Annotated in this window: 12 protein-coding genes; 6 read left to right on the top strand and 6 right to left on the bottom strand. The window is 54.5% G+C overall.

Annotated elements, in window-relative coordinates:
• Positions 1 to 232: 232 nt before the first annotated feature.
• The 6 genes from NG99_RS11930 (at position 233) to NG99_RS27610 (ending at position 7,668) form a co-directional block, all read left to right on the top strand.
• A complete protein-coding gene (locus NG99_RS11930; RefSeq protein WP_034892704.1) occupies positions 233 to 1,462 on the top strand; it encodes an acyl-CoA dehydrogenase family protein in 1,230 nt (409 codons plus the stop codon).
• A gap of 78 nt (positions 1,463 to 1,540) precedes the next feature.
• Complete coding sequence (locus NG99_RS11925) at positions 1,541 to 2,023, top strand: Hcp family type VI secretion system effector (RefSeq protein ID WP_034892701.1); 483 nt, start codon at positions 1,541 to 1,543, stop codon at positions 2,021 to 2,023.
• A gap of 11 nt (positions 2,024 to 2,034) precedes the next feature.
• Positions 2,035 to 2,484, top strand: coding sequence for an STM2901 family protein (locus NG99_RS11920; protein WP_034892699.1), 450 nt, complete (start codon positions 2,035 to 2,037; stop codon positions 2,482 to 2,484).
• The gene (locus tag NG99_RS11915; RefSeq protein ID WP_034892697.1) at positions 2,469 to 2,816 is read left to right on the top strand and encodes a DUF1493 family protein; all 348 of its coding nucleotides are present in this window, start codon (positions 2,469 to 2,471) and stop codon (positions 2,814 to 2,816) included. Before NG99_RS11920 ends, NG99_RS11915 begins: the two co-directional genes overlap by 16 nt.
• Before the next feature lie 675 nt (positions 2,817 to 3,491).
• Complete coding sequence (gene mutS, locus NG99_RS11905; protein WP_034892890.1) at positions 3,492 to 6,053, top strand: DNA mismatch repair protein MutS; 2,562 nt, start codon at positions 3,492 to 3,494, stop codon at positions 6,051 to 6,053.
• A gap of 274 nt (positions 6,054 to 6,327) precedes the next feature.
• Entirely contained in the window at positions 6,328 to 7,668 is a 1,341-nt protein-coding gene (locus NG99_RS27610; protein WP_157032618.1) for a hypothetical protein, read from the top strand.
• 76 nt (positions 7,669 to 7,744) lie between these two features.
• Here the strand turns inward: NG99_RS27610 and rpoS are convergent, their stop codons facing one another.
• The 6 genes from rpoS to ispF all read right to left on the bottom strand — a co-directional run bounded on the left by rpoS (position 7,745) and on the right by ispF (position 12,965).
• Complete coding sequence (gene rpoS, locus NG99_RS11895; RefSeq protein WP_034892693.1) at positions 7,745 to 8,737, bottom strand: RNA polymerase sigma factor RpoS; 993 nt, start codon at positions 8,735 to 8,737, stop codon at positions 7,745 to 7,747.
• A 51-nt stretch (positions 8,738 to 8,788) separates the two neighbouring features.
• Positions 8,789 to 9,943 (bottom strand): murein hydrolase activator NlpD, encoded by a 1,155-nt coding sequence (nlpD, locus tag NG99_RS11890; RefSeq protein ID WP_034892690.1) that lies wholly within the window; start codon positions 9,941 to 9,943, stop codon positions 8,789 to 8,791.
• A 134-nt stretch (positions 9,944 to 10,077) separates the two neighbouring features.
• Entirely contained in the window at positions 10,078 to 10,704 is a 627-nt protein-coding gene (locus tag NG99_RS11885; RefSeq protein ID WP_034892687.1) for a protein-L-isoaspartate(D-aspartate) O-methyltransferase, read from the bottom strand.
• The gene (gene surE, locus NG99_RS11880) at positions 10,698 to 11,459 is read right to left on the bottom strand and encodes a 5'/3'-nucleotidase SurE (protein ID WP_034892684.1); all 762 of its coding nucleotides are present in this window, start codon (positions 11,457 to 11,459) and stop codon (positions 10,698 to 10,700) included. Before surE ends, NG99_RS11885 begins: the two co-directional genes overlap by 7 nt.
• Positions 11,440 to 12,486: a tRNA pseudouridine(13) synthase TruD gene (gene truD / locus NG99_RS11875; RefSeq protein WP_034892682.1), complete on the bottom strand. Its 1,047-nt coding sequence runs from the start codon at positions 12,484 to 12,486 to the stop codon at positions 11,440 to 11,442. The genes surE and truD overlap by 20 nt, the downstream gene beginning before the upstream one ends.
• A complete protein-coding gene (gene ispF, locus NG99_RS11870) occupies positions 12,486 to 12,965 on the bottom strand; it encodes a 2-C-methyl-D-erythritol 2,4-cyclodiphosphate synthase (RefSeq protein ID WP_034892679.1) in 480 nt (159 codons plus the stop codon). Before ispF ends, truD begins: the two co-directional genes overlap by 1 nt.

The following is a 12,965-nucleotide window of genomic DNA, read 5'->3' as shown; positions in this document are numbered from 1 at the left end:
AAGCGTTAAGAATTATTTTTTAGAATATAAATCGAATAAAACACACTGAATAAGAGGTGGCAAATATCAATAGTGGAAGTCAATATGAGAAATTCAGATAGCTAAAGTTATACATTCAGCTGAATTAGCTTATAACTTAAAAGCGTTATCCTTGCAGGATTTGACATGTTACATCATCAAATTACTGTAAAGTCCTTTCCTTCATTGAGAATTAACCGATCGGGGTCGCGTAATGTCACAATTTGATTCAGGCTGGGGATCCGCACCTTCAACAAATTATGAACAGCTGGCGGAACGTTTTCGCCCTTTATTCGCCAGAATCCGGCAGGGGGCGATAGAACGTGAATTACAGCGTCAGCTGCCTTTTGAACAAATTGAGTGGCTCAAGCAGAGTGGTTTCACCGCGCTGCGGGTCCCGCCGGAGTATGGCGGCAGCGGCGTCACCTTGCCAGAGCTGTTCAATTTGTTAACTGAGCTGGCTGAAGCCGATTCTAATCTGGTGCAGTCAATTCGCGGTCATCTTGGCTTTGTGGAAAACGTCCTTAACGGCGAAAATGGACAGCGCCGTGAGAAATGGCTTCCGCTGCTTGGCAGAGGCGATATCGTTGGCCCGGCCTGGAGCGAAGCAGGCGACGTAAAGCAGCAGGAATTCTCCACCCAGGTGCGACGCAGCGGCAAGCAGTGGCGTCTTGACGGCACAAAGTTTTATACCACCGGCTCACTCTACTCCGACTGGATTGATGTCGGCATCACTGATGAAAAGGGCGAAACGGCGGCGGTCACCGTCTCCCGCACGGCGGATGGAGTTAGCGTTATTGATGACTGGAACGGCTTTGGTCAGACTCTGACGGCCAGCGGGACGGCGGTTTTCGACAATGTTCTTCTCACTGAAGATGAAATCTACTCTGAGAGCAAGTTCCGGTACGCTCCCGGCTTCTATCAGCTGATCCATCTGGCAACGCTGGCAGGCATTGGTCGGGCGCAGAGTAACGAGCTGGCCGGGCAGGTGGCGGCGCGTAAACGGACCTACAGCATTGGCAACGGCCCGCGCGTTGCTCAGGACCCACAAATCTTGCAGGTGGTGGGACGCGTACGCGGGGCGGCTTACGCCAGCGGGGCAATCGTGCTGAAAAGCGCCGAGGCGCTGCAACGCGCATTTGATGCCCGCTTTGCTGGAGACGAGCAGCAGGAAGTCCAGGTGAATGCCATCGCCGAGCTGGAGGTCTCCCAGTCCCTGAATGTGGTGAGCGACCTGATACTCAACGCCACGACGATTATCTTCGACGCGCTGGGGGCATCCGCCACTCTTAAACCTCTGGCGCTGGACCGCTTCTGGCGAAATGCCCGCACCCTCTCCTCGCATAATCCGCGTATTTATAAAGATCGCATCGTGGGCGATTTTGCGGTCAACGGCACGCTGCCCCCTGCCCAGTGGCGTATTGGGGTGGTTGATAAAGGCTAAATTAGGTTATTTACTCGCCAGCACGTAATAGTTACACTCCCTGTGTGGATTTTATAACAACACAGGGATAAAGAGAAAATGGCTATTCCAGGCAATATGTGGATCTATGATGACGGTGGCGCACTGATTAAAGGCGGCTGTGATGTTGTAAACAGGGAGTTCAGTATAGAGTTTAAAGGGTTTCACCATAATCTCTCCATTCCCACTGATAATGCCACAGGCAAGCCTACTGGCACTCGTCAGCACTCACCAATGATTATCGTTAAAGAATTCGACTATTCCAGCCCGTATCTATATAAAGCAGTTGCTACTGGTCAGAACCTGAAATCTGCTGAGATCAAATGGTACAAAATCAACTATGCTGGTCAGGAAGCCGAATACTTCAACATGCTGCTTGAAGGTGTTCGGATTGTATCCATATCCCCTACAATGGCTTCCCCAGAAGACAAGAACAACAACCATCTTGAATCTGTTGAGCTAAGGTATGAGAAGATCACCTGGAAGCATTGTGACGGAAATATAATTTTCACCGATGCCTGGAATGAGCGACAAACAGCATAATAGGTGATCGAATGGATACGACAGAAGAACTAAACGGAACCTACTTCTATCACGGACAATCCAACCTTTCGGCTGGTGAACTTTTTGATGTCATTTTTCTTGAACAATTTTGTGATGAGCTTGGCATAGGTATTGAATCAGGTGCTGCTATTCTTGCCGGGCAACCGTGGCTAAAAACCAGAACAAAGCCGGGAGAGGCAATTAAAGGAACAAGTATCGTTTCTAAGTACGGAAGAATGCTTCTGCGAAATGCTCGAACTCCATTTGGCATTAGGGTCTCCACACCTGTTGGTGTAAGAATGCGAAAAACAAATAGCCTTGCCGCTGTCATAGCTCGTTATGTTCCCTGGTTAGGTTGGATAGGCCTTGTAAACTCAATATATCAGGTGTCAAGGAAAACTCAGGAAAAATACAACCTGATAGCCCGTCCAAAAGACCGAATACAATGGACATCCTTTTAATGAAGAGTATTCAAGATCAGGTTTTAGACTTATTTAAAAATGAGATTTCAACCTGTTTAGATAAAAACTGGAAAGAAATCCCGTTGGAACTTGATTATGACTTATTTGATGCACCCGGTGATGATCTGCACGAGGCTTTGGATAAATTTGAGAAAAGATTTAATGTGGATTTATCAGGTATTAAATGGTCGTGTTATTACCCGTGGGAAAATACACCGCTACTAACGCGATGGTTCAAGGCAAAACGACGAGAGGTAGAGCGAACGCGTCTACCTTTAACCGTGAGAATGTTTGCTGAATCGGCAAAGGCAGGAAAATGGCTCTATGACTGAATAAAACCGCACAGCGCCACAATAAGAGCGAAGCCAGCAACTATCCTGGCTCTTCACTTCCCATCGTCCTCCTGAAACAGCTCTTTCGCTCTGTTTTTGAGCAGCACTTTTCGCTGCGGCAGTTCACCGTTGAGATAGTGAAAAGCTGCCCAGGCAAGAAAGGACGGTCAATATCAGCAATGGTGGCTTTATGTTTGCGAGCTCTCTCGCAGGCGCGATCAATATTAGTAAAATCAGATACATTTCCGATGGTTACTTTGATAACTTCAGGTGGCGTTTTCTCGCCAGAATACATCCTGACACCATTGGAGACACGCCTCTGGATGATACAGGGCTTTTTGGCAACACTGATTTCGACAGCAAAACCTACGGGTGAATCTCCTGGGTCGTCAGTGTTAAGATACGGCTTTCTATCTGGGTCAGGTAAGCAGACTCCTCACCCATCATGAGCGAGACCGGGCGTAACGTCGACAGATAACTTGTTGATTATAATCGACTGATTGGGTGTTATTTTCCTATAGTTATCCCTGTTGTATACCAGCAGTCTGCATGTGCATTTCAGCGAATGGCCAGGCTAGTTCTGGCATACAGGTTTGTAGATTTATGTGAGTTCGCAAGCGTTTCAGATGAGGCCACTTGAAGATACAAAAGACTTATAAAACGAGTAAAATCAATATGAAAGAGTCTACTGACAAGGATTTCACCAGCCACACCCCGATGATGCAGCAGTATCTTCGACTGAAGGCGGAACATCCGGAAATCCTGCTGTTCTACCGGATGGGGGACTTCTACGAACTGTTCTACGACGATGCAAAACGCGCCTCGCAGCTGCTGGAAATTTCGCTGACGAAACGCGGCGCCTCGGCCGGTGAGCCGATCCCGATGGCGGGCGTGCCTTATCATGCCGTTGAAAACTATCTGGCGAAGCTGGTCCAGCTTGGCGAATCCGTGGCTATCTGTGAGCAGATTGGCGATCCGGCGCTGAGCAAGGGGCCGGTTGAGCGCAAAGTGGTGCGCATTGTTACGCCGGGCACCATCAGCGACGAAGCGCTGTTGCAGGAGCGTCAGGATAACCTGCTGGCCGCCATCTGGCAGGGGCCGCGCGGCTTCGGTTTCGCCACGCTGGACATCAGCTCAGGGCGCTTCCGCCTGGCGGAGCCAACGGATCTGGAGACGATGGCTGCCGAGCTGACCCGCTCCAATCCGGCTGAACTGCTCTATTCCGAAGATTTTGCCGCGATGTCGCTGATTGAAAACCGTCGTGGCCTGCGTCGGCGCCCGCTGTGGGAGTTTGAGATAGAGACCGCCCGCCAGCAGTTGAATATGCAGTTCGGCACCCGCGACCTCAGCGGCTTTGGCGTTGAGCAGGCTCAGCATGGGCTACGCGCCGCTGGCTGCCTGTTGCAGTATGTGAAGGATACCCAGCGCACCTCCCTGCCCCATATTCGCTCGCTGAGCATGGAGCGCCAGCAGGATGGCATCATCATGGATGCGGCCACCCGCCGTAACCTTGAGATCACCCAGAACCTGGCGGGCGGCATTGAAAACACCCTTGCGGCGGTGCTGGATAAAACCGTCACGCCGATGGGCAGTCGTATGCTCAAGCGCTGGCTGCATATGCCGGTTCGCGATATCACTATCCTTGAACATCGCCAGCAAAGCATTGGCGCACTACAGGATTTTACCGCTGAAGTTTCCCCGCTGCTCCGTCAGGTGGGCGACCTGGAGCGGATTCTGGCCCGCCTTGCGCTGCGTACCGCCCGCCCGCGCGATTTGGCGCGTATGCGCCATGCCTTCCAGCAGTTGCCGGAGCTTGATGCGCTGCTGGCCGACGTCGCCACGCCTCATCTGCAAACGCTGCGCAAGCAGATGGGCCAGTTCGACGAGCTGCGCGAGCTGCTGGAACGGGCGATTATCGACTCCCCGCCGGTGCTGGTTAGGGACGGCGGCGTGATAGCGCCCGGCTACAACGCCGAGCTGGATGAGTGGCGTGCGCTGGCGGACGGCGCGACCGACTATCTGGATAAGCTGGAAATTCGCGAGCGTGAGAAGCTTGGGCTGGAGACGCTGAAGGTGGGCTTTAACGCCGTGCACGGCTACTACATTCAGGTCAGCCGTGGGCAGAGCCATCGCGTGCCGATCCACTACGTTCGCCGCCAGACGCTGAAGAACGTTGAGCGCTACATCATCCCCGAACTGAAAGAGTACGAGGACAAAGTTCTGACCTCGAAAGGTAAAGCGCTGGCGCTGGAAAAAGGGCTTTATGAGCAGCTTTTCGATCTGCTGCTGCCGCACCTGGAAGCACTGCTGCTGAGCGCCGCCTCGCTGGCCGAGCTGGATGTGCTGACTAACCTTGCGGAACGGGCCTGGACGCTAAACTACAGTTGCCCTACCCTGACCGATAAACCTGGCATTAAGCTGACCGACGCGCGCCATCCGGTGGTTGAACAGGTGCTGAAAGAGCCGTTTATCGCCAACCCGCTGTCGCTGTCGCCGCAGCGCCGGATGCTGGTGATCACCGGCCCGAATATGGGCGGTAAAAGTACCTATATGCGCCAGGCGGCGCTGATTACGCTGCTGGCCTACATCGGCAGCTATGTTCCGGCCGGGCAGGCGATTATTGGCCCCGTGGATCGCATCTTTACCCGCGTCGGTGCCGCTGACGATCTGGCCTCTGGCCGGTCGACCTTCATGGTGGAGATGACCGAAACCGCCAATATCCTGCACAATGCCACGGAGAACAGCCTGGTCCTGATGGATGAGATTGGCCGCGGCACCTCAACCTATGACGGGCTGTCGCTCGCCTGGGCCTGTGCGGAGAGCCTGGCGAACCGCATCAAGGCCATGACGCTGTTTGCCACCCACTATTTTGAGCTGACCACGCTGCCAGAAAAAATGGAAGGCGTGGCGAACGTGCATCTGGACGCCATAGAGCACGGCGACACCATCGCCTTTATGCACAGCGTGCAGGATGGCGCGGCCAGCAAAAGCTACGGCCTGGCCGTGGCAGCGCTGGCTGGCGTGCCGAAAGAAGTGATTAAACGGGCGCGGCACAAGCTGAAAGAGCTTGAGACGCTGTCGGGCAATGCCGCCAGCAGCAAAGCCGAAGGTCCTCAGCTGCCGTTACTGGTGGAGGAGACTTCCCCGGCGGTGGAGGCGCTGGAAGCGCTGGATGCGGATTCGCTGACGCCCCGTCAGGCGCTGGACTGGATTTATCGCCTGAAAACCATGCTGTAACCCGCTTTTCTCCGGCGAAAAAGTGGGGCGCGACTTCCCCCCTAAAAGGGGCGTCTGAAGGACTCGTTCATTCAGACAGCCCCTTGTCGCCAGCCTTACCAGTGCAGGCTCTCCGCCCATTCCTGCCATATTTCCCCCTGAATGGAACCATCTTCCACTCTTTCCCACGTAATGAGAGAGATAAAAGCGTTCAGTCAGGTCACGGCTGCCCTTTCCGCTGGCAGCGTGCGTCCGTTTTATCCATATCTGTTAACCTGGTCCAGTGGAGATTGTCATGAATATGAGAGTTAATCCCGGTGGGATGATGAATGAAGCCACAGGCGGTGTCGGGCAGTTCGCCAGCCGCTTTGGGGTAAAGCAGGATGGCAAAGGGAGCGATAGCGGCTCCGGCGCCATATCAGGAAAATCGAATCTGTTGCAGTATGGCGGCGCGTCAGGCACCACCAGCGAAAAATCGTCAACGTCCTCGCTGAGCTCCGATTACAAATCCGTGATCGACTCGCTAATTAAACAGGGACAGGAAGAGCTGGCAAAGCTGAAGGATCAGCTGTCTCAGCAGCAATCTTCCGCCAGCGGCGCTGACGGCAGCAGCGCGTCATCCGGCAATAACCAGATGTCGCAGCTCCAGGCGCTGCTCGACAGCATCACTAAGCTGATTAAACAGAGTCAGGAAAGCCAGCAGTCATCATCGTCCGGCAACAGTAGCTCTGGCGATGCTCAGCTTAATAATGTTATGTCGCAACTAAAGGATCTGCTCTCTTCTCTCAGCAGCGGCGCAGCCAGCGGAAGCGCGGCGACTTCCGACACGTCAGCGGCGACCGGCAGTGAAGGCAGCACCGCGCAGGCGATGCCGAAGGATGAGAAAGACACCAGCGTTCCCCCCTCCAGCGACACGTTGTTCAAAAACATGGACGGCGATAATCGTTCAGCCGACCAGATCATTAACGACAACCCGGTGCTGAAGAATCTGGGCAACCAGAAAGATATCAAGCAGGAGGATTTGAAGAAGCAGTTTGGCGACTGGACATCAAACAACCCGGATGAGAAAAGCCGGGCGCTGGCCGCCAAAAACATGTCGTACTTCCTGAATAACGTCAAGGGCCTGGATAACCGTGAAGGCGGCGATCGCGGCGATATTTCTACCAACGGCAAGATCGAAGGGCTGACCAAAGATGGCGATGCCCGCCACGGTACTGAAGCCGCCATTGTCAAAGACGTTGCCGAACAGGGTCTGGACAAGGCCTTCCCAAAAGATGGCAAGCTGACCCAAACCAAAGACGAAATGGTTAACCTGAACGGTACCAACAAAAGTGGTTTCCAGGGTATTTGCCTCAAAGTGGGAAAAGCGCTGGCGTTTATTCCAGTCATCAGTAACGTATTAACCGGTATGGGTAAATCAGAAAGTACCAACCCTTGGGATGTGATAAAAGGGGGTCTGAAAGGCTATATTAAGACGCCGATTGATGCACTGAAGGGCGTGGCGGAAGGCCTGATGAAAGGCAGGCTAACCCCGGTACAAATGCTGATGAGCGCTTACAAGGGCGCGGTGACGGATACCTACGCAGCACAGGACATAAAGTCTGACGTGAAGGACAAAATCAAGGATATCGTCTGATCAGGCTATTCAGGCCAATAAAAAAGCGGTGGTTTGCACCACCGCTTTTCGCATTCACATTTAAAAGTGCCTTCGCTTATTCGCGGAATAAGGCTTCAATATTCAGTCCCTGCGCCTGCAGAATTTCACGCAGACGACGCAGACCTTCAACCTGAATCTGACGCACACGTTCACGAGTCAGGCCAATTTCGCGACCCACATCCTCTAACGTAGCCGCTTCGTAGCCTAACAGGCCGAAACGACGCGCCAGCACTTCACGCTGCTTGGCGTTCAGTTCGAACAGCCATTTGACGATGCTCTGTTTCATGTCATCGTCCTGCGTTGTATCTTCCGGGCCGTTGTCTTTTTCATCGGCCAGGATATCCAGCAGCGCTTTCTCAGAATCACCGCCTAGTGGCGTGTCGACTGATGTAATGCGTTCGTTGAGGCGCAGCATACGGCTGACGTCATCAACGGGTTTATCAAGCTGTTCGGCGATCTCTTCTGCGCTTGGCTCATGATCTAACTTATGGGTCAGTTCACGAGCGGTACGCAGATAAACGTTCAGCTCTTTAACAATATGGATTGGCAGGCGGATAGTCCGGGTCTGATTCATAATAGCCCGTTCAATCGTCTGGCGAATCCACCAGGTAGCGTAAGTAGAGAAACGGAATCCTCTTTCAGGGTCAAATTTCTCTACCGCGCGGATTAACCCAAGGTTACCTTCTTCAATCAGATCCAGCAGGGCCAGACCGCGATTGCTGTAACGACGGGCAATCTTCACTACCAGACGTAAGTTACTTTCAATCATGCGTCGACGAGAGGGTACGTCCCCCCTCAGGGCACGACGAGCGAAGAACACTTCTTCCTCAGCCGTTAGCAGGGGAGAATAACCAATCTCTCCCAGGTAGAGCTGCGTCGCATCCAATACACGTTGCGTAGCGCCTTGTGACAACAGCTCATCTTCAGCTATTTCGTTATCAGCAGGTTCATTTCCGACAAGAGCCTTCTCATCAAAAACTTCAGCTCCGTTTTCGTCGAATTCCGCATCTTCATGTAACTCGTTCACTTTCAGCGTATTCTGGCTCATTAGCGGCTCCTACCCGTGATCCCAATGACAGAACACCAAGGTTCTGCCGGATTATCGCTGCGGTAAATAACGCAACGGGTTTACGGATTTCCCCTTGTAACGAATTTCAAAATGTAATCTAACAGAGCTAGTGCCGGTGCTTCCCATCGTCGCGATCTTCTGCCCCGCTTTCACTTCTTGTTGCTCGCGGACCAGCATCGTGTCGTTATGGGCATAGGCACTCAGGTAATCATCATTATGCTTGATGATAATCAAGTTACCATAACCGCGTAGCGCATTACCGGCATACACAACGCGCCCTGAAGCGGTTGAGATGACGGGTTGCCCTCGCGATCCCGCGATATCGATACCCTTGTTGCCCCCTTCAGAGGCAGAGAAGTTATCGATGATCTTCCCGTCTGTCGGCCAACGCCAGTTACCCACAGGGGTAGTGCTGTTCGTTGTGCTGCTGACGGTCGGAGCGGTAACCGGCGGTGTTGTCGTAGCAACACTATTTGTACCGGATGATGGCAACATTTTGCCTTCACTTGGTTTACCCGAATCCTCAGAATACGTAATAACAGGCTGCTGTGCAACCGCTCCGCCTTTGATTTGTGGTGCGGACGGCTGGACAGCTACGCCGCCAGCTTTGGCGTCCGCAGCGGTAATAGCATTGCCGCCGGTTAAGGTTCCACCGGAGCCGTTACTAACCTGCAACTGCTGGCCCACATTGAGCGCATATGGCGCAGCAACGTTATTTCGCTGGGCTAAATCACGGAAATCGTTACCGGTAATCCAGGCAATGTAGAACAGCGTATCGCCTCTTTTCACCGTGTAAGTTTCGCCGCTGTAACTACCTTTAGGAATATTCCCATAAGAACGGTTGTAGACAATGTGACCATTTTGGGTCTGCACGTTCTCACTGGCCGCGCTTGTCGCGCCGGTATTTGCACTGGTAGAGATGTTTTGCGGCGCGCTCACTACGTTCTGCGAGTTGGCAGAGATAGAAGCAGGCGGCGAAGTATAGCCGCCGTTGCCGCTGTCAGCGCTGCTCGCATTGCTGGTGGTGGTGCTGCTGGAACCCCCGCTCAGCATCCCGCCGCCGCCGCTCCCAACTGAACTGATAGGAGCCTGAGTGTTATCACTGGAACAGCCAGCCAACCAAAGACTAACAAGTGAAACGGCCGCAATCCGGCTTAACTTAAAAACTGGGCTTCCCGTGCTCATTTAACTCCCCCCTGAAGGCAAAACTGTGACCACTGCTGCGGCGCGCCGGCGGCAATAGATCGTGAAATTATGCAGATAGTAACAATTTCGTTACTCAGCCGCTATTTACAGATGTATGCAATTGCTAACATCCGTCAGGCTAAATCCCCTTTGACCAGCGGCACAAAGCGCACCGGCTCGACGGTATCGACCACGAATTCGCCGCCTTTACGGCGAATGCGTTTTAATTCCTGATGCTCTTCTCCCACCGGCAGTACCAGAATTCCGCCCTCGTCCAGCTGGGACATCAGCTCAACCGGGATTTCAGGTGGGGCGGCGGTGACGATAATCGCATCAAACGGGCCGCGAGCAGGCCACCCCTGCCAGCCGTCGCCGTGGCGCGTCGAAACATTATGCAAATCCAGCTGCTTAAGACGGCGTTTGGCCTGCCACTGAAGCCCTTTAATCCGTTCGACCGAGTAAACGTGTTCAACCAGATGCGCCAGGATCGCCGTCTGATAGCCCGATCCGGTACCGATTTCTAACACGCGCGATCTGGGGGTCAGCTCCAGCAGCGAGGTCATTTTCGCCACCATATAAGGCTGGGAAATAGTCTGGCCGGAGCCAATGGGCAGCGCCATATTCTCCCAGGCTTTATGTTCGAACGCCTCATCGACAAAACGCTCGCGCGGGACATCCTCAATCGCTTTCAGCAACCGTTCATCGTCAATGCCCTGCTGGCGCAGCTGCGCCAGCAGCGTATCAATGCGGCGGATCACCATTCGCTACTGACCTCGACGCTGGAGAGCCATGACGCCACCACGTCCTGCGCGGCATGGGCGGTTAAATCAACATGGAGTGCGGTCACCGAGACATATCCCTGGTCGACGGCGGCAAAGTCCGTGTCAGGACCGGCGTCCAGCTTTTGCCCCGGCGGGCCGATCCAGTACATCATATTGCCACGAGGGTCCTGCTGCGGGATCACCTGATCGCTGGGGTGGCGGCTGCCGCAGCGGGTAACGCGGATGCCTTTGATCGCCGAAAGCGGCAAATCCGGGACGTTGACGTTGAGTATGCGGCCAGTGCGAAGAGGCTCACGCAGCAGCGCGCGCAGCAGCGAACAGGTCACCGCCGCAGCGGTATCGTAATGCTTGTGCCCATCAAGGGAGACGGCAAGCGCAGGCAGGCCGAGATGACGCCCTTCCATCGCCGCCGCCACGGTGCCTGAATAGATCACGTCATCGCCCAGGTTCGGGCCAGCGTTGATCCCGGAAACCACAATGTCCGGCTTCGGCTGCATCAGCGAGTTGACGCCCAGATAGACACAGTCGGTCGGTGTACCCATCTGCACGGCGATATCACCATCAGGATAGGTGAAGGTCCGCAGCGGCGTCTCCAGCGACAGGGAATTAGAAGCACCGCTGCGATTACGATCGGGAGCAACAACCTGCACTTCGGCAAATTGCCGCAGCGCCGCAGCCAGCGTTTGAATGCCCGGCGCATGGATTCCGTCATCGTTACTCAGCAATATTCGCATCTTCACCTTCTTGTAGAAGAACTTCACGCACCAGAGTGGTGGCAAAACTGCCCGCAGGAAGCCAGAAACTCAGCTCAACGGTGACATCATCCCACCAGTTCCAGCACAAATCGCGCGGTTTCACCAACAAAGCACGACGGGCCGCGTCGACTTTTTCACGCTCAAGCAGTGTAATCAATTCTGCCTCGGCTGCCAGGCTTTGTTGTTCAAAAGCCAACGCGCAACCCAACGTTCCCCACGCGCCGCTGCCGGGAAGCGGTGCGGTAATACGCAGCTCGTCGTTAGCGACGCGCGCCTGCAACGTTTCCAGCTCGCCCTCTTCCGCCACGAACCAGCTTCCCCGTCCGGTAAGCTGTAGGGCATCACCGGCCATAATGGCTGACAGTTTTCCCTGCCCCAGCCTGTCGCTCGCAACCTGATTAAACAGCGCGCTGCGGGCGGCCGAGAGCAGGAAGCTGCGCTTGTTCCGCTCTTTGACGCGGATCTCACCGGCAGCCCAGCGGCGGGCCATCGTCAGGTTATTGCCGTCGTGACCAAAACGCTGCACGCCGAAATAGTTAGGTACGCCGGACGCCGCGATCTGGCGCAGGCGTTGTTCAACGGCATCACGGTCGGAAATCTGCCGGAGAATCAGGGTAAAAGCGTTGCCCTGTAGCGCGCCAGTACGCAGTTTACGACGATGGCGGGCGCTTTCCAGCACCTCGCAGCCTTCCAGCTGAAATGCAGATAAATCTGGCGTTTCTTTACCGGGAATACGCAGGCAAAACCACTGCTCGGTTACCGCGTGGCGGTCTTTCATCCCGGCGAAGCTGACGTCGCGCGGGTGTATACCGGCGAACTTTGCCAGCGCTTCGGCCACGAAGCGGGTGTTGCAGCCGTTTTTACGGATGCGCACCAGCAGCTGTTCACCGTCGCCGTCCGGGTGGTAACCCAGATCTTCGATGACGATAAAATCTTCTGGATTGGCCTTGAGCACGCCGGTCGCCGTGGGCTTGCCGTGCAGCCAGTGCAGGTCCTCAACGGCCATTACGCTTTCGCCCTGAAGATCAGCGCGACGGCTTCACAGGCAATACCTTCACCGCGACCGGTAAAACCGAGCTTTTCGGTGGTGGTGGCCTTCACGTTGACGTCGTCCATGTGGATGCCCAGATCTTCGGCGATATTGATGCGCATTTGCGGCACATGTGGCAGCATTTTCGGCGCCTGGGCAATAATCGTGACGTCAACGTTGCCGAGGCGATAGCCTTTCTTCTCTATCTGACGCCAGGCTTCACGCAGCAGTTCACGGCTGTCAGCCCCTTTATAAGCCGCGTCCGTATCAGGGAACAGCTTACCAATGTCGCCCAGCGCGGCGGCGCCCAGCAGCGCATCCGTCAGCGCGTGAAGCGCCACGTCGCCATCCGAGTGCGCCAGCAGGCCTTTTTCATAAGGGATCCGCACGCCGCCGATAATCAGCGGGCCTTCGCCGCCAAACGCATGAACATCAAAACCGTGGCCAATACGCAT

The sequence above is a fragment of the Erwinia typographi genome (genome assembly GCF_000773975.1).
Taxonomy (GTDB): Bacteria; Pseudomonadota; Gammaproteobacteria; order Enterobacterales; family Enterobacteriaceae; genus Erwinia; species Erwinia typographi.
Note: the sequence above shows the minus strand (reverse complement) of the source record. Positions and strands in the feature narration are given on the sequence as shown.